Here is an 18,292-nt window from a genome sequence, read left to right on the forward strand (position 1 = left end):
GCCCTACCCGAATCGACCTGTAAAACAGTTCGGGCGTAACAACAATGACTGCAAGTCACATGACTTGCAGTCATTGGCTCACCAAACTAATACTGATAAAGTACCTTCAACCTCCATCGCCTTTCAGGATTTCTTAATGGCTAACGAAAGCTTTCCATTCTCACCGGATTTTCTGGACTCGGTGGAATCCGTATTATTCGACAATGACCAGAATGACGATTGCCTGGATTTATTCGGCATTCACGGCTTGGTATGCGCGTTCCTTGTCGCCCCCCAAACTCCGGATAGGGATCAGTGGATTCAGTATGTCATAGGCGAAAATCCTGACCTGAATCAAGATCAGAAAAACATACTGGAAGAGGCAATCACCCAGCTTCAATCCAGTCTCGCAGACCAACTTGAATCTGATGATGACTTCAGCCTCCCAGAGGAGGCATACGATGATGATAACGCCCTGATAAACTGGTGCGCAGGATTTATCGAAGGTTTTCTTTCATGTGAGCAGGCATGGTTTGAAGAACAGGACGAAGCCAATGTAGCAGGACTTCTGCTTCCTATCATGGCACATTCTGAACTATTCCAGGACGATGACTTTGAAGATATTCGTCAAAACGATAAATTGATGGCACAAATGGTGACAGAGATCCCTGAAAACGTCGTGGACCTCTACTTACTCTATAGATCCTGAAGACATCAATTATCCGATAATTTTCAACAGTACCTGTTCCAGCTTACCTGATAAATAGGTCAGCAGTCTGTCCAACAGCCTCTGCTTCTTTAAATAATCCATCGTGATTTCAGTACTGAACTCAAGGCAGCCTTCATAAAACTGCCCTACCTCATTGGAAAACGACTCACTGACAACCTCCTGATTTGCCTCCAGGTTAAATCGGTAGGTCCAGTGGTCGAGATTGAATGACCCCATCGATACCCATTGATCGCATATGTAGATCTTTGAGTGGATAAAAGACTTCTGGTATTCGAACAGCCTGACTCCTGCACGAAGCAATCGCAGGTAATAACGCCGACTTGCATAGGTCACAGGAGGATGGTCAGTATAATAAGCACCTGGAACGAGAATTCTCACATCCAACCCACGCCGACTGGCTCTTCTCAGCAGTCTGCGAATTCGCCATGAAGTCAAAAAATAAGGTGAAACAATCCAGATCCGATCAGAAGCTTTACGAATCCTAACCCTTAGCTCGCGGACAATATCCTGCCTCCCCCAGCCCAGCCCATATGCTACCCGACCAGGGGTCTGCCCTTGCGCCTGCATCACCTGACCATTACCGAGGACAGGCTCTCCATTCCAGGTATCGCAGAATAGTTGCCGCCAGTCAGCCACGACCTCTCCCCTGACAAATACAGCCGTATCAAGCCAGGGCGGTGTCGCCGATGCCGGCCGCTTTACCAGCGCCTCATAAAATTCGTCGTTGATACCAAATCCGGAAATAATTGCAATGGACTGGTCTATCACTATTAACTTGCGATGATCCCGATGAAAGTTGGATTTAAAACGCCTGAACGAGATTGGGTTATAAACCGACAGCGCTAAATTCGGCCACTCCTGAACCGCCCCCTGAAGAAAAGACAGGACCTGACGACTGCCATACCCATCCAGCAGAAGACTTACTTTCACCCCCTTCTCAAGTGCCTGCGACACAGCCGCCCAGAAAAGATCAAAAGCCCGCCCCTGCTCGACCAGATACATTTCCACCAGAATTTCGCTCCTGGCAGACTGTACATACGCCAGAAGGGAAGAAAGATAAGCATCGCCACCAACGACGAGCTGAAATCTATTCGCCAGGCGCAGCGGATATCTATGCATTCAAATCCATATCCTTTTTTATGAAGCAGAAAGCAATTCCTGAATGCTCGGCACTCCTTTAGCCAGAGACGGGAACTTGCCCAAGCGAGCCCAAGGTGTCACCTTGCCATGAAAATCACTCCCCCCGCTCTGATAGAGCTTCCGCTTCCTTAGCTCATCAGCAAGCCAACCAAATTGGCCTGCGTTGGTGTTGGGAACTCCGACTTCAACTCCATGACCATGGAACGCCTGAAACTCATCCAGCAATCTGCGCAACTTTGTAGCGGTCATCTTGTAATGAAAAGGGTGAGCAATAACACTCACACCACCAGCTCCACTAACCGCCCCCATCAACTCCTCTAGCTGCGGCCAAAATAACTTCACGTCCCCCCATTTGCCAGCACCAAGATGTTTGTTGAAAGCCTCCGCCTGATGGCTGACCAAACCAAGTTCGACCATCAGTCTGGCAAAATGCGGGCGCGCCGGTAGTCGAGAAGAAGAGATACGGCATGCCTGTTCGTACACTCCTTCAATTTTAAATTTCTTTTCAAATTTTTCAGCTATCCGCACTGCACGCTCCTCTCGCCTCTGCCCTTGAAGCTTGAGGAAATCAGCCAGGCTGGCTGCCTCAGAATCAAACCCAAAAGCAAGAACATGGAGCGTGATACCATGCCAGTCGCAAGTCAGTTCCACTCCCGGTATCAATTGCAGACTATCGGGCGGACCACCGACACACAATTGACGGTAACCTTCTATAGTATCGTGATCAGTCAATGACCACTGGGTTAAGCCAGCCTCCACCGCCAGCTCTAGCATTTCCTGCGGAGTCAAGGATCCATCAGAGGCTGTGCTATGGCAGTGAAAATCAAAATTGTGCAGGATTGACTGCATTCCTCACCTTCTATTAATTTCAAAGCCCAATCAAAATACAGTATCATCCGGCATACCGCAAAATGCATGTATTACCATGACAGATACTGCCTCTGTCGACATGACATAACAGCCAAAAAACGACGATAATGAATAAACAATGATAATGATTGTAACCGTACAGGGCATGATTCACCGGCAGTCGGTTACCCGAATTTATTTGCCGAACATAAACCGATAACTCAATCCATCGACGGACAATCTATGTTTTACGTAATTTTCTCTCAAGATGTTCCTGACAGCCTCGAGAAACGAAAAGTCGCCCGGCCGGATCATCTGGCCAGACTTGAAACACTTAAGCAGGAAGGCCGACTACTTCTTGCAGGCCCCACACCAGCAATTGACAGTGAGGATCCGGGGCCAGCAGGTTTCAGCGGTAGCTGTGTGATAGCTGAATTCAACTCTCTTGAGGAGGCCAAGTCCTGGGCTGACGCCGACCCTTATGTGGCTGCCGGTGTTTATCAGGACGTTATCATCAAACCATTCAAGAAAGTTCTACCTTAATCTTGCTCCGCCCCGATCAAATGACAATCGGCAGGCAGAACAGATTACTCCTTTTTGCTAGCAAGGATAACTAAGTGAACAAAGTACTAAGATTCACGATCAATATACTACTTCTGGCGACGGCCAGCGCCCTGTCCCTAAATAGTCAGGCGGAAACCCGCTATATTGACGACACGTTATACGCCCCACTGAGAAGCGGTGAAGGCCTGGAATTCCGGGTTGTTCATAAAGGTGTAAAAAGCGGCACCCCGGTTGAACTCCTTGGCACTAACCCAGGCTCAGGTTATTCCAAAGTCAGAACACCAGATGGCATTGAAGGCTATATTCCCACACGTTTTCTGATTAACGAGCCGGTAGCTGCAGACAAACTGGCCAGACTGGCGAAAGAACACGAAGCTCTTAAAGCAAAATTTGCCGAGATATCGCAGTCCAACAACGAGATTTCACAGACCAGCGGACAGGTACAGGCTGATAATGAACGCCTCCGGGCCGAGAATCTCCGTTTCCAGGAAGAGCTGTCGAACATTAAACGGATTTCTGAAAACGCCATTACCCTGGATCGTCGCAACAGAGAACTCCGTGAGACCAACGAACAACTGAAAAACGAAGTCGAAGTACTTACAGCAGACAATATACGCCTGAAGGAAAATAACGAAAGGGACAAGATGCTTTTGGGTGCCGGATTGGTTTTGCTGGGAGCATGTATCGCGTTAGTGGCCCCCATGTTCAAACGCGATAAACGCAACAGCTGGTGACCCGATAATGTGGGGGAAAGATTTTGATAGTATCAATATCTAGTATTGGTAAACAATAGGTACTACGAAATATTCTACACACCGCCTCCTTTATAATTATTTCTGCTTTGACAGCGCTTTTTTAGCAGCGTATAAAATTTACGGCGAATAAAAATAATGTGAGGCTAAAATGAGACTGACAACGATGCGTGATTATGCGGAAAAACGCGACTTCATTCGAATGAAAGTCGATTCCGAAATTACTCTCAGGGATTCCAGAAGCGGTGAATCCTGCAAGGGAATATGCCGTGATCTCAGCGGCACTGGAATGTCCATAGAAGTCGGTCAACCGTTCGCTGCTGGCAGCGAACTCAACACCTCCCTTCCCTCCAACAACGAAGCTTTCCCATCATTTGACACAACCGTCAAAGTGCTTCGCTGCGACGATCTTGGTAACGAACGTTACCAGCTTGGCGTAGAGATCATCAAAGTGGAAAGCTGACTCTGAAAGCTCAGGGTTAAACAAGGCGCCAGGGAGGCGCCTTTTTGAATTGGTAATGGTTGATTGCCGACGCCCTTTTGTTGTCAGTAGCCAGCCTACTTATTCCGGCATGGAAAGTGGCTCGGAAGAGACGACAATACCATTATTATCCGCATAGACGTATTCCCCCGGACGAAACGTAACGCCACCAAAGCGGATCTCTACATTTAAATCACCAATCCCCTTCTTCTCTGTCTTTAACGGAATTGTCCCCAAAGCCTGAACACCAAGTTCAGTTTGGTTAATAACATCCACATCCCGAATACATCCATAGATGATGATACCTTCCCAACCATTCGATGAAGCTTTTTCTGCCAGCATATCGCCCAACAAAGCTTTGCGCATTGACCCCCCCCCATCGACAACCATCACCTTTCCACGCCCCGGCTCATCAACCAAGCTCTTAACCACAGAGTTATCTTCAAAACACTTCACTGTCACAATTTCACCGCCAAAAGAGTCCCTGGCACCAAAGTTTCGAAACATCGGCTCAACTACCCTGACAAGTTCCGGGTATGCATCGCAGAGATCAGGAGTGACGTATTTCATGATGAGCACCTTTAGAAAGTTTACCAGTTGAAAGGATTATTAATATTTTTTATAAGCGGCCAATATGTTGTGATTCAATCACCCGGACGCCTGTTGGTTCAGGTTCTTTCAATGCATTTGATGCCGCTCTGACCAATGTCCGCGCGACATCCTCAGCTTCGACTGGGGCATAATTGGCCAAAGGTCCAATTAACATTGGACTGACCAGTCCGGCCATTTGGATGCCAATGGATTCCATAATTCTTGAGCTTTTCCCGTCGCTCCTGGGGTTTCGTTCACCCAACAGTAAAGAGGGGCGCACAATGGTGATATTGCCATAACCCAATGCAGCCAAAGCTTCCTCAAGCCGCCCTTTTACCCGATTGTAGAAGAAATTTGAGGATGAATCGGCACCAATTGCTGAAACCAATAAAAAATGGTCTGCAACAGGCTTAAGAATTTCAGCTGCCTTCAGTGGGTATTCGTAATCAACCTGATTAAAAGCCTTCTTGCTCCCTGCCTGCTTGATTGTCGTTCCCAAACAACAGTAAATATCATTGACAGACAGTGTCTCCAGAGTTGACTCGAAATCTTTAAACTCAATGACGTGCTGCTTCAGTCTTGGATTATTACAGGCAATGTTGCGACGCGTCAGAGTCAGAATCCGACTATAAAGGGAATCAGCGAGCAGCAGCTTCAGCAGATGGCTCCCGACAAGCCCTGTCGCCCCCAATATCAATGCAGAACGATCACCGCCCTCCACTGTTAGGCACTCTGCTCCAGGTCACTCTCAGATTTCTCGGATCGATTAAGCCACTTGTCTATATCTTTCCATACATGATGTCGCGCATGACTGCTTTTGACCATGGACAGCTCATCAACAGCATTTGAGTAGCGCATGAAGTCTTTATCAGAACCTCCCCAATGCTGAAATATTTTGTGGCTGGTGATCAGTTTACCTTCCTCTTCGGGACCGGAACACATCAGTAATGGTACCTCCAACTGAGCCAGACCTCCGGTAAACTCACGAACCTGCTTTCGACTCGTAAATATGGACATGCGCTTCAATGGATTGAGTTGACCATGAATCACGCCATATGGCTCGCTTTCCGTGGCTCCATCATCCTTTCCGCCAGGAATAAAGCCCCGCTTTCGGTCCCGCCACTGCAGTGCACGAATCAATGCCCCTTTGCGCCAGGCCCCTCTGGGATCGTCAAGCCCCAACAGCACCACGCCCTCAACCAGGTTTTGACTCAATGTCCCTTTGGCCAGCGCCAGTGTCAATGCCACTCCTGACAAGCCGTAGGCCACCCAGATACAGGGAGAGTCGATCCTTGTTGAGAGATAACTCTGAAGCGCAGGAAAATCAAAGTCCACATAATCAACGAGAGAGTTATTCCGGTACCGCTGATTGACAGGAGAAAAGCCATGCCCTCTCATTTCAGGCATCCAGACATCATACCCCCGCTCCACCAGATGACGAGCCAAACCATCTCCACCCAGGTCAAACCAGACGGAACGGTTGGAAAACTGACCATGAATCAACACCACCGGCGTAGCCGAAGCCCGATCCGCCCGGGACAGGTGGGTAACCGCCAATGCGACCGAACTATCGTCACTGTTATTGGGGTATATAAGATAAACATCTTCAACCAACCCATTTTGCAACAGATCGGCGGAGACAAGTTGTTCCTTCATAGAATGCTATCCAAGCCTGCTTCTGATCATTTTTTATTATTTTGAAATAAAATATTGAACGCGTGATATCGACAACCCAGCCCCATATGGCGGAAAACGGATTAATTCAGTTAGTCGACAACTCACCCATCACCACACGTGGTTATAGAATATCGAGACAAATCGGGTTTCGGAAGTCTTGACAGCCTCCTTAAACAAAAAAACCAGCCCCAAAAGGCTGGTTCTTATCATCAAAGGACAGCCAGCACCCTAGATCAACCGTGTTTCTCCGCCAGGAAGAACCAGGTATCCAGGACCGAGTCGGGGTTCAGGGACACACTGTCGATTCCCTGCTCCATCAACCACTTGGCAAGATCCGGATGGTCCGAAGGCCCCTGCCCACATATGCCAATATACTTATTGGCAGCCTTACACGCCTGAATTGCTTTTGAAAGTAGCGCCAGAACTGCTTCATTCCTCTCATCAAATAAATGAGCAATGATACCGGAATCCCGATCAAGCCCCAGTGTCAGCTGGGTCAGGTCGTTGGAACCAATTGAGAAGCCGTCAAAATATTCAATGAATTGCTCAGCCAACAGCGCATTGGAAGGCAGTTCACACATCATAATGACACGTAATCCGTTCTCGCCACGTTTGAGACCGTTTTCCTCCAGCAGTTCGACCACCTGCTTGGCTTCGCCAAGAGTCCGCACGAAGGGAACCATGATTTCCACATTGGTCAGCCCCATTTCATTGCGCACTTTCTTCATCGCACGACACTCAAGCTCAAAGCAATCGCGGAAGGAATCAGAAATGTAGCGGGAAGCACCGCGGAAGCCCAACATGGGGTTTTCTTCTTCCGGCTCATAAATGGTGCCGCCAATCAGATTGGCATATTCGTTGGATTTGAAGTCAGACAGGCGAACGATCACGCGCTTCGGAGCAAAAGCTGCCGCCAGAGTGGATATACCCTCAACCAGTTTTTCGACGTAAAAATCAACGGGAGAGGCATATCCTGAAATGCGTTTTTCAACCACCTGCTTAACATCACGTGGCAGCGTATCAAAATTCAGCAGCGCCTTTGGATGAACACCGATCATACGATTGATGATGAATTCCAGACGCGCCAGCCCAACACCTTCATTCGGTAATGCCTGGAAGTCAAAAGCGCGGTCCGGATTGCCGACGTTCATCATGATTTTGAACGGCAATTTAGGCATGGATTCAACGCTGTTTTCGCGTAATTCAAATTCCAGCAAACCTTCATAGATCAGACCAGTATCGCCCTCAGCACAGGAGACAGTTACCTCATCAGCACCTTTCAGTAATTGCGTGGCATCACCACAACCGACAACTGCAGGAATCCCCAGCTCACGAGCAATAATAGCGGCGTGACAAGTACGACCGCCACGATCCGTTACAATTGCCGAAGCACGCTTCATCACTGGCTCCCAGTCAGGATCGGTCATATCAGTTACCAGAACATCTCCGTCCTTCACCAAGTCCATCTCATGAATACTGGTAATGATTTTGACCGGACCACGGCCAATCTTCTGACCGATACTGCGACCTTCGCAAATCACCTTTCCGGTTTCTTTAAGAAGATAACGCTCCATCACTGCAGATGAGCGACTCTTAACGGTTTCGGGACGTGCCTGCACGATGTAGAGCTTGCCGTCATCACCGTCTTTGGCCCATTCGATATCCATTGGACGCTGGTAATGCTTTTCTATCACAAGCGCCTGACGGGTCAGTTCATAAACTTCATCGTCGGTCAGCGCGAATTTGCCACGATCATCCGCGTCCACATTGACAGTCTGAACGGACTTACCGGCAGCACCGTGATCGCCGTAGATCATCTTGATCGCTTTACTGCCCAGGTTACGTCTCAGGATCGCTGGACGCCCGTCAGCAAAAGTGGGCTTGTGGACATAGAACTCATCCGGGTTAACCGCACCCTGTACAACAGTTTCACCCAGACCATAGGAGGCGGTGATAAAGACAACATCGTTAAATCCGGATTCTGTATCCAGAGTAAACATGACACCACTGCTGGCAGATTCACTGCGCACCATTCTCTGAATACCAGCAGACAACGCTACCAGACTATGCTCAAAACCATGATGAGCCCGATAGGAAATGGCGCGATCATTAAACAGTGAGGCAAATACTTCATGGATGGCGTGTTTGACGTTATCAATCCCGATGATGTTCAGAAAAGTTTCCTGCTGGCCGGCAAAGGAGGCGTCCGGCAGGTCTTCCGCTGTAGCCGAGGAACGTACAGCAACTGCTAATTGCTCATTACCTTCCTGCAGTTTGGCAAATGATTGCTCAATGGCGTCATTAAGTGCCTTGGGGAACGGTGTTTCCAGAACCCACTGACGAATTTTGGCTCCGGTTTCCGCCAACGCCACGACGTCGTTGACATCCAATTGCTCCAGAATTTCATGAATCCTTTTGTCCAGCCCTTCCGTTTGCAGGAACTCACGATACGCATGAGCGGTTGTTGCGAAACCGGTTGGAACGGTTACCCCGGCACTGGCCAGATTACTGATCATCTCACCCAGTGAGGCATTTTTGCCCCCGACGCGCTCAACGTCGCCCATACCAAGGTGTTCAAACCAAACTATGTAGTCTTCCAAGATGCTTCTCCCAAGTATTATCAACGCTCATGGTCAGGCCACCGATCTCTTGCCGAGTTATTCTTGTAGCCTGAGGATGGTCAAACGGGCGATTTCCCGACCCAAAAAACTCCGGGATCGCGACCGAGGGCCTAGTCTAGCATCTGATTTAATGGCTGTGTATCTGATCGTGTCGCTGAAAGGCAATCCAGACGCCATATTGCGCGCGATTTGACCGAAATCACAACGATTCTCCTGAAGAGACACAACAAACTTCTTAAAATTAAACAACATGGGTATGCTAAAGCCAGTTGAAGATTCGTATGATGCATCGTCAGGTTCTCCTCCGGAACGCTTATTGCCACAAATAAAACGGACAAAAAATGAAACGAACCGCATTCTTTATCTCAGATGGTACCGGTATTACCGCTGAAGCTTTAGGGCAGAGCCTGTTGGCTCAGTTTGAGTATATTGATTTCGAAAAAATCACCATTCCCTACATTGATTCGGTTGAAAAAGCTCGTAGTGTTGTGGAGCGGATCGATAAGGCCGCAGCCATTGACGATGGCAAGCCAATCATTTTTGACACCATTGTTAATAGCGACGTCCGTGCAGAAATCCGTAAAAGCCAAGGGTACATGATCGATATATTCGGAACCTTCCTGGAGCCACTGGAGCAGGAGCTTGGTTCAAAGTCCTCCTACACTGTGGGGAAATCACACTCGATCACCGGGAAAGCTTCCTATAACAGGCGCATCGACGCCATGAATTTTGCCTTGGAAAATGATGACGGCGCCCGCACACGATACTACTCTAATGCCGACATCATTCTGGTCGGTGTATCACGTAGCGGTAAGACCCCGACCTGCATTTACCTGGCATTGCAGTACGGAATCAAGGCCGCTAATTATCCACTAACGGAAGATGATATTGTTGACCAGCGTCTGCCGGAGGTATTACGCAAGCATCGCCAAAAACTGTTTGGTCTGACGATTGACCCCGTACGCCTGCAATTGATTCGCAATGAGCGTAAACCCAATTCCAAGTATGCCTCGATTAAACAATGCAATTATGAGGTGGAGGAAGTTGAACTCATCTATCGGCGTGAAAGGATTCCGTTCCTTAATTCCACTGACTATTCCGTCGAGGAAATATCGACGCGTCTGCTGATGATGACGGGAATAGAAAGAAGGATCAGCTAATGGCGAAAGATGCCGGGACTAACCGTTCCCGGCATCTGGCGTTCCGTTAGTACCGGCAGCTTACAAGAGCTAATGCTCCCGAATACTGACGGTTAACACTTACAGAAACTACAGCTTCTGAATATCAAGCCCCAGAGATTCAAACGCACTTCTCGCGCTTTCACCTCCAACTACCGCAACACTGCAGGTCTCTGTAGACAGATACTTTTCCGCGACACGTTTCAGATCATCCATGCTCACCTGCAGAATTCGCCGACGAAATTCTTTTCGCTGCGCAGGTGTGCGACCGAACAATTCACTATGGTAGGCTGACTTTGCCTCTCCCGCAGGCGACTTAGGTTTATCAATGCTGGACACCACACCGAGCACCGCCTGCTCCAACTCCTCTTCACTGTGATCCGATTCCAGCATCCACTTCACTGAACCGGCAAAATCTTCCAGTGTTCCCTCAATTCGAGGGTCGCGGTAAGAAAAAAAGCGAAATACAGCATTGGCATTATCCTGACTGGCACCGGAACCATAGGCTCCACCTTGTTCACGGATTGCCCGATGCAGGTAGCCATTGCGAAGGTAATGTCCCAGCACGGTCAAAGCCGCAGCATCAGCATGGTCTCCAGCAACTGTTGCAAAGGCTTTAGCACAGAAATTCACCTGACTATTGGTGACCCAGCCAACCTTTACGTGCTCCCTGGTTGCGGGAAGCGACAATTGGGAAGCAGATTGCTCAGCGCCCTTTTCCCATCCTTCTGCGATCGAAGTTTTCAGCGCTTCGACATTCGCTGGCTCAGCAATCGCCAGGAACTGCATTGGGTTAGCCATCACTTTCTGGTGCAGTGCTTCTAGATCTGCAGCCAAACGTTGTAAAGCCTCAGCCTCACGAATTTCACGATCGAGTTTTTTGATCCAGCGAATACCTTCCAGACCAGAGGTTTTATGTGACACTGACGCACTCGGACTCAACAGACTTCCAGCCGCAGCCATCGCCAGCCCATGACCGTTACTGGTCACTCCCTGCTCCCGCCTTGATGCCAGCAAGGCAATCAGCTCACGCAGACGCTCGTGTTCATCAAATCGCGGTTGGCTGAGTGTCAGCTTCATCAGATCAACCAGCCTGGACTGATTTCGTTCCAATGCCTTGCCAGAAAAGACCAGGTAGCCTTTGCATTTCTGCTCATCATCCACCTCACCACGGATCTCCCAATATGATGAGAGACCGCCTGTGTAGGCTGATTGGAGCTCCTGCATTTCCAGATAGCTTTTATCCCCTGCTCCGACTTCTGGCAGGCAGTAGGAAAGAAGCGGCAACAGCTGTATTTCGCTGTCAGTAAGATCCGGCAATGGAATCACAGCCTGGTGATATACCAATCCGTTGGTGCCCTGCGCATAAGCCGTGATTCCAGATACTTCAGAACCTGCCACAGGGTCAGGAATATGGATATCAAGAGGCACGTCATCCAGGCCGACCTTTGGCAACATCTCTTCCGGATCTTTCTGGTTCTGCCTGTCCAGCAATGCCTTGGCTTGAGAGACAATTGCCGCTTTCTCGTCATCTGACAGCCGGCTCTTGATCCCCTCAAGCTTGGCTTTCATAAATGCTTCACGCTGTTCCTCCAGAGAGGAATCAGGGGCCAGAGTCAGGGTAATACGATGCCGATTATCCAGGAGATGCTTACGTACCAGGGACTTGATGTACTCAGGGTCTTTAATGCGTTCGCGCATTTTAACCAGCACCGGTCCAATATCCAGCACCTGGGCCGGATTCTGTCCCTGTAGGGCCGGCGTCATCGCCGTCAGAATCAACTGCAAACCGTAGGGATAAGAGTCGCCGGAAATCTCACGCTGACTCAATTCCAACTGATGAAGAACCGCTTCCACTTTCTCCTGAGGCACTCCATCACGGGCGACCTCTTCCAGAACTGAAAGAACCAAGGCCTCAAAATCAGCGGCCTGCTCAGGATCCGAACCTTCGATACCACACACAAAGGCCATTTCCTTATATGAATCTTCCAGGCCACAGAGTCCTGAGGGAGAATGCCCGATATCCGTCGTCTCCAGTGCATGCATCAACGGGGAGGCACTGTTTTCCAACAGCACATTGGTCAATAGATGGGCTTCAAGGTTGTTCTCAAGGTCTGCACTTTCGTTCAGAAGCCAACCGATAATCTGATGAGTTTTATGACCGGTTTCCTCCTCCCCAGACAATGGATAGCATTCCTGGACTCTCACGGGCGCGAAGTAACGTTTTTCGTTGCTGACAAACGCCTTCTCACCCGGACCGTCAAAATGACTCAGGGCTTTGTCCTCAAACTCAGCCTGCAGGCTTTTTGCCTCGATATCACCATAAGTCATAAACAAAGCATTACTTGGGTGATAGTGTTTTTTATAAAACGCCTGCAGCTGATCATAGGTCAGATCAGGAATATGATCTGGCTCACCGCCGCTATTGTAGTGGTAGGTGGATGAGGGATAGAGATGCTTGGTAAAGCTGGCCCACAGCTGCGACATCGGAGAGCTCATCGCTCCTTTCATCTCGTTGTAAACCACACCTTTGTAGACCAGAGAAGAGTCAGTATTTTCCGTCTCTTCGAATTCCAGACGATGACCTTCCTGGGCGAAATCCAGTTCGTTCAGATTTGCAAAAAATACCGCATCCAGATATACATCCAGCAGATTGAAGTAATCCTTGCGATTCTGACTGGCAAACGGATAGGCCGTCCAGTCGCTCGAAGTGAACGCGTTCATGAAAGTGTTCAGAGAACGCCTTGTCATCATGAAGAACGGGTCACGCACCGGATACCGCTGACTGCCACACAAAGTGGTATGCTCCAGGATATGGGCCACACCGGTTGAATCACCGGGCACTGTACGCAGAGCAACCAGGAAAACATTCTCTTTCTGGTCGGCATGCAAATGAAAATGCCGAGCCCCGGTACGCAAGTGCCTGAACTCCTGGAGTTCTATATGCAGGGCTTCAATAGGTGTACGTGCGACACATTCGAAGGATTGATGAGCGATATCTAGAGATAACTGCTGTGACATTGAATTCCAACCAAATTCTGTTCAAGTTTCAGACTGATTATAGTCTTGTGAATCGGAAAGCTGACGACGATGACTGACTTTAAGGAACCGACCGCCCCAGATACCCCTCAAAACTTGGTCGCTCAGGTCGGTAAGAACTGAATGACGGAGAGGAAACCAGGAAATTGGCAGTCGATTCATTACAGGCTGTCGGCACATTCCATAATGTTGCCAAGCGAAGCAGGGCTTTTATGTCAGGATCATGGGACATCGGCTCCAGCGGATCCCAAAAAAATATCAGAAGGTCGATTTTCCCTTCGGAAATCAACGCTCCAATCTGCTGATCCCCACCCAGAGGGCCGCTATGAAAACGATGGACCTGCATACCACTTTGTTCCTCGATCAATTTGCCCGTAGTGCCGGTGGCATGGAGCTGGCATCCTTCCAGCCTGCCGCGGTGCCTGACAACCCAGTTACACAGCTTCTGCTTACAGTTATCATGGGCAATCAGTGCGATATTTTTAACTCCGCTGGCACTAACATCTTGATCTGTCATAAGGTTACATCCATTATTTTCATCATTATCCGACTATCTCATTTGGAAAAGATGTTGCTTCACTAAGGCGAAACATACTACATGTCAACAGATAACAGCAACGAAACCGCTTCTATCAACCCGATTAAAAATCCTGAACAGGATGCTGCGGACAGTCCTGAAAATGAGGCTGAAGCCAGTCTTGGGCATGTTGATAGCCCTGATGAGCAGGCAAACAATCCTGAGCAGGCAAGTAACCCTGAGAAGGTAAGTAGCCCGGGGGAAGAAAAAAGTCCTGAACCGAAGGACAACCCTCTGCAAGTCAAAGAGGATGCTTCAGATCAGTCAACCACAGACTCTAAAGAACAGGAAAGTCCGAGAGTCGAAATTGAAGCCTACTGGGTGGAAAGAAAACGCTATTTGCAGGTCATCCGGAAGATCCCCGAACTCAAGCGACGCTATGTAAAAGCCATACTGATTTATCTGCTACGGCGTTTTTTATGGTCCTTCACTTTCTTCCCTGTTTTTATCGCATTCTGGGTGCCTTTGGTACTGAACCGCTTCAATCCTGTTGCCATGGTTCAGAACCTTCTGCCCAGCCTGCAGGCTTTTGTCGAAGCCAACCCACAGAGCCAGGCCGCAACCATTGAAACCCTGTTTATCGCATGGTTTTCCATCGGCTTTACCTTCGCTGTCTTTGACTTCATTCTCACCCCTTTCAAAAGCCCTTATGAATATGAGGCGGATGTACATATGAGGTCTTGGGAGGAATTACACTTACGTAACAAAATATAAACAGATCAAACATTTGGCGGGAATTATTTGCCTTTAGGGCGTGAGCTATTTCCAGGTATAGTGTGACACTATATGCAAAACTTCCATGCTAGTGGCGATTTGGTTACATTCCTCTAATTTACTCGCTAACATGAGTTACAATTGATCTGATCAACAGGTCCAAATTCTTGTCAGGTAGGTGTAATGGTCGATCTTAGACCACTTCTGTTCGTTAATGCGCTGGCTGCCATGCTGTTTGCCACGGCAGGGCTTGCAGTACACCAGCGCGATTTCGGCGACATAGCTCAAGCAGCCTCACAACCGGAAACGGTCGTGTCCACAGCGGCTGAAAAAACATGGGCGGAGAAGATACCATCCGATATTGCCGCGCCAGACACCCAAAGCTCTAAAGACAGATTCAAAGAGGAAGTAAAACAGTTTCGTCCCACTGAGGACATTCCCGGAGAATCTGTCGAAGATGCCGTTCTGTTTGTTGATCAACTAACGCCAGAACAACAACAGGAAAGGGTCCAGCAGGAAGTCAGCCAGGAGAAAAGCACGCAGATGCTGGCGTCCTTGGATACCAATCCTCCGCCCTCGACGGCACAGCAGGCAGCAGCGCAGGCCAGCACAACTCCAGCCCCGGTAATCGAACCGAAACCCGCACTACCCAAAACCGGCTTCCTCTATATCCACTCCAATGTGGTGAAAGATAAGGTCGTCATTAATGGCAAAAGCTATGGATCAAGTGCAGTCAACGCTGAGTTGCCGGCAGGCGAATATGAGGTCATTGTATCAAAGGAAGGATACAAGACCTGGCGCTCGACGATTGATGTCGCCCGGGGCGATCGGCGAAGCCTCAGCGTAACACTGGACCGCATCACCGTCGTTCAATATGTAGATGGCGTGTGGAAGCAAGGTGTGGTGACCGGTCAGGGCTCCTATACCGGGAGTGACGGAACGGTATATCATGGCGACTTTGAAAATAAGCTGTTTCATGGTCGCGGCGAACTGAAATTAGCCGATGGCACTGAATATTCGGGCGACTGGTATGAAGGCCGTCGGCATGGGGAAGGCACACTGAGCAAACCCAACGGCGACAGCTATACTGGGGAGTTCAGAAATGACGGCTTTAATGGCGAAGGCACATTGACTCTCGCCAACGGAGATATTTACACCGGGTATTGGGTGGATGGAAAACTCAACGGCCAGGGTACATTCACCGCGAAAGATGGCACCCTGTACGTTGGTGGTTTTTCTGAAAATCAGTATCACGGTAACGGCAGCCTGACACTATCGGATGGAACTCATTATGAAGGCGGCTTTGCCAATGGCGAATTCCAGGGCAAAGGTGATCTGGTTTATGCCGACGGCAAGAAATACTCCGGACAGTTTTTTGAAGGAAAGTTCCACGGCCAGGGAGAGCTGAAGAACCCCAATGGCAGTTCCATCAGTGGAACATTCAAATTTGGCAAGCCTTTCGGTATGGCAACACTGACCACTCCCGAAGGCGAAATATTTACAGCACGCAGTAGTGAGCCAGGGGTTTGCTACAGACTCAAGAGCTATCGCGCGACACAGTGCCCTCCAATGGAAGGCTGGTAGGCGGAAGATCTTGATTGGCATTGAAGGTATTTGAGGTACACCATGACTATAAAGAGTGCATTACTCGTTGATGATTCCAAAGTGGCACGTTTTGCCCTGAGCAAACTACTTGAGAATGTCAGCATGAATGTAGACATGGCCGGCTCGGCAGAGGAAGCTTTGGATTATCTGGACAAAAACGATTGCCCGGACGTGATATTCATGGACCACCTGATGCCGGGCATGAACGGCGTGGAGGCAACCAAAGCGATCAAGTCCAACCCACAGACTGCCGGCATTCCCATCATCATGTGCACTTCCAAAAAGTCTAAGGAGTTTGAGGATGCTGCGAAGAGATTCGGAATCTACAACATATTGACCAAGCCGCCTCAAAACGAGGGACTGTCCAACATTCTCGACCAACTGAACAAAGACCTTGAGGCAGGCACACTACCCGACGAGCCAATCGATCTTACCGCACTGGACTTCACCTTCAGCGATCACGATGTCGATGACAACGAGGACGAGCCTGAAGCACAGACTCCGGCGGCAAAAGCCCAGAGCCCTGTCCAGCGCCAACTTCACGAACAGGTGAACGGCGCTGCCGTTAACCTGCCGATCGAACTGATTGAACAGGTTGCCCGCTCCTCAGTCAAAACAACACTGAATACTCGTATGCATGAGCTACTGAGTGACCTGTTTGACGAACAGTATGCTCACCTCAAACGCCTGTCAGACGACCTGCAATCACGCCAGGAAGAACGCTTTAATGGATTTGAGGAAAAGCTGGAAGACCGTCTTTCCACTTTGAAGGAAGAAATTGCCGCAGAGCTGGCCGTCTCCATCAGCGATCAGCTTCTTGAAATCAAAGATGAAATCAAGTCCGGCGGAGGCGCTGCTTCAGGCTCATCGATGACCCAGAATCAACTGGATGAACTTAAGGACCACATGACAACGGTTCAGTCCATCGACACAGAGTTCTGGCAGACCCTGCAGGCAGAAGCTATTCAACAGGCACATGATATTTCCCGCGAAACCGCTGAGGACATTGCCCAGAGAACGATAGAACTCTATGCAAAATCCCAGAAGGCGGCTAACAACAAAGCCTATATGATTGCCTTGTCAATCAGCATTGGCGTGTTTGCTGCAGGCATTGCCTTCATCTCAGGAGTTTTTGGCTGACAGCTATAGATAACCGAAAGCCAGGCACCCAGCGTGACAGATACCGGTCCGAGGATATTCCGCGACATAGGGACAAGGTATCTGTCACCTATACAAAGACTGGCCAACCACTCATCGGTCGCCCTTCTTTGCAGCATCTCTCCCGCCCCCCATATCCTGATGATCAAGAGAGCTGAACGGGCCGGAGATCCCTGGTCTGGTGATATGGCATTTCCTGGAGGGCGACGAAGCCCTTCAGACCAACACCACATTGACACTGCTTTAAGAGAATTGCATGAGGAGGTAGGCCTGCATATCAGCAGTCGCCCTGTACTGTCACTGAACACTGTATGGACAAAATCCCATAACACATTACGCCCGATGGCCATCCACCCCTACGTTTTTGAAGTCGACAAACCTCTCAGTTTTGAGCTTTCCCATGAAGTTTCCGATGCGGTCTGGATACCGGTAGAGATTTTTAAAAATTCACCCAGAGAGCACTTTCCATGGAAAGTCAGCCACTTCAAACTCACAATGCCATGTTTTTACTACAGAAAGTTCCGTATCTGGGGACTATCACTGAAAATGATCGACAACCTTATGGCCACGGATTACTTTGCAAGGCTTTCAGGGAAGTAATAGTCTATGACTGCGCGCACCTGTATACTTCGCGGGG

General features: G+C 49.1%; 17 protein-coding genes. 9 read left to right on the forward strand and 8 right to left on the reverse strand.

Annotated elements, in window-relative coordinates:
* Nucleotides 1-136: 136 nt before the first annotated feature.
* Nucleotides 137-688 (forward strand): YecA/YgfB family protein, encoded by a 552-nt coding sequence (locus tag F566_RS0118055; protein ID WP_020408423.1) that lies wholly within the window; start codon nt 137-139, stop codon nt 686-688.
* Nucleotides 689-697: 9 nt separating this feature from the next.
* Here the strand turns inward: F566_RS0118055 and F566_RS0118060 are convergent, their stop codons facing one another.
* Together F566_RS0118060 and F566_RS0118065 are read right to left on the reverse strand one after the other, a co-directional pair.
* The gene (locus F566_RS0118060; RefSeq protein WP_020408424.1) at nt 698-1,828 is read right to left on the reverse strand and encodes a phospholipase D-like domain-containing protein; all 1,131 of its coding nucleotides are present in this window, start codon (nt 1,826-1,828) and stop codon (nt 698-700) included.
* 18 nt (nt 1,829-1,846) lie between these two features.
* Nucleotides 1,847-2,698 (reverse strand): PHP domain-containing protein, encoded by an 852-nt coding sequence (locus tag F566_RS0118065; protein ID WP_020408425.1) that lies wholly within the window; start codon nt 2,696-2,698, stop codon nt 1,847-1,849.
* Between the two features lie 243 nt (nt 2,699-2,941).
* Between F566_RS0118065 and F566_RS0118070 the strand changes: the two genes are divergently transcribed.
* The 3 genes from F566_RS0118070 (at nt 2,942) to F566_RS0118080 (ending at nt 4,477) form a co-directional block, all read left to right on the forward strand.
* Entirely contained in the window at nt 2,942-3,241 is a 300-nt protein-coding gene (locus F566_RS0118070) for a YciI family protein (RefSeq protein WP_020408426.1), read from the forward strand.
* A 74-nt stretch (nt 3,242-3,315) separates the two neighbouring features.
* A complete protein-coding gene (locus F566_RS0118075) occupies nt 3,316-3,996 on the forward strand; it encodes a TIGR04211 family SH3 domain-containing protein (RefSeq protein ID WP_020408427.1) in 681 nt (226 codons plus the stop codon).
* 169 nt (nt 3,997-4,165) lie between these two features.
* A complete protein-coding gene (locus F566_RS0118080; protein WP_157496875.1) occupies nt 4,166-4,477 on the forward strand; it encodes a PilZ domain-containing protein in 312 nt (103 codons plus the stop codon).
* Between the two features lie 99 nt (nt 4,478-4,576).
* Here the strand turns inward: F566_RS0118080 and rraA are convergent, their stop codons facing one another.
* From rraA to ppsA, 4 genes are all read right to left on the reverse strand, one after another.
* Entirely contained in the window at nt 4,577-5,065 is a 489-nt protein-coding gene (rraA, locus tag F566_RS0118085) for a ribonuclease E activity regulator RraA (protein WP_020408429.1), read from the reverse strand.
* Between the two features lie 49 nt (nt 5,066-5,114).
* Nucleotides 5,115-5,807 (reverse strand): NAD-dependent epimerase/dehydratase family protein, encoded by a 693-nt coding sequence (locus F566_RS0118090; protein WP_020408430.1) that lies wholly within the window; start codon nt 5,805-5,807, stop codon nt 5,115-5,117.
* 2 nt (nt 5,808-5,809) lie between these two features.
* A complete protein-coding gene (locus F566_RS35595; protein WP_020408431.1) occupies nt 5,810-6,742 on the reverse strand; it encodes an alpha/beta hydrolase in 933 nt (310 codons plus the stop codon).
* A gap of 254 nt (nt 6,743-6,996) precedes the next feature.
* Nucleotides 6,997-9,363, reverse strand: a complete 2,367-nt coding sequence (ppsA, locus tag F566_RS0118100) for a phosphoenolpyruvate synthase (RefSeq protein WP_026180117.1) — start codon at nt 9,361-9,363, stop codon at nt 6,997-6,999.
* A gap of 362 nt (nt 9,364-9,725) precedes the next feature.
* Between ppsA and ppsR the strand changes: the two genes are divergently transcribed.
* A complete protein-coding gene (gene ppsR / locus F566_RS0118105; RefSeq protein WP_020408433.1) occupies nt 9,726-10,544 on the forward strand; it encodes a posphoenolpyruvate synthetase regulatory kinase/phosphorylase PpsR in 819 nt (272 codons plus the stop codon).
* 108 nt (nt 10,545-10,652) lie between these two features.
* Here ppsR and F566_RS0118110 read toward each other — a convergent pair whose 3' ends face one another.
* Nucleotides 10,653-13,583, reverse strand: a complete 2,931-nt coding sequence (locus F566_RS0118110; protein WP_020408434.1) for an insulinase family protein — start codon at nt 13,581-13,583, stop codon at nt 10,653-10,655.
* Nucleotides 13,584-13,662: 79 nt separating this feature from the next.
* On the reverse strand, nt 13,663-14,118 hold the full coding sequence (locus tag F566_RS0118115; RefSeq protein ID WP_020408435.1) for a methylglyoxal synthase: 456 nt from the start codon (nt 14,116-14,118) through the stop codon (nt 13,663-13,665).
* Nucleotides 14,119-14,199: 81 nt separating this feature from the next.
* Here F566_RS0118115 and F566_RS33345 point away from each other — a divergent pair, with 81 nt between their 5' ends.
* From F566_RS33345 to F566_RS33350, 4 genes are all read left to right on the forward strand, one after another.
* The gene (locus F566_RS33345; protein WP_020408436.1) at nt 14,200-14,892 is read left to right on the forward strand and encodes a hypothetical protein; all 693 of its coding nucleotides are present in this window, start codon (nt 14,200-14,202) and stop codon (nt 14,890-14,892) included.
* Between the two features lie 183 nt (nt 14,893-15,075).
* A complete protein-coding gene (locus F566_RS0118125) occupies nt 15,076-16,476 on the forward strand; it encodes a PEGA domain-containing protein (protein ID WP_020408437.1) in 1,401 nt (466 codons plus the stop codon).
* A gap of 42 nt (nt 16,477-16,518) precedes the next feature.
* On the forward strand, nt 16,519-17,637 hold the full coding sequence (locus tag F566_RS0118130) for a response regulator (RefSeq protein WP_020408438.1): 1,119 nt from the start codon (nt 16,519-16,521) through the stop codon (nt 17,635-17,637).
* A 33-nt stretch (nt 17,638-17,670) separates the two neighbouring features.
* The gene (locus F566_RS33350; RefSeq protein ID WP_157496877.1) at nt 17,671-18,255 is read left to right on the forward strand and encodes an NUDIX hydrolase; all 585 of its coding nucleotides are present in this window, start codon (nt 17,671-17,673) and stop codon (nt 18,253-18,255) included.
* Nucleotides 18,256-18,292 lie beyond the last annotated feature (37 nt).

The organism is Hahella ganghwensis DSM 17046 (assembly GCF_000376785.1).
GTDB lineage: Bacteria > Pseudomonadota > Gammaproteobacteria > Pseudomonadales > Oleiphilaceae > Hahella > Hahella ganghwensis.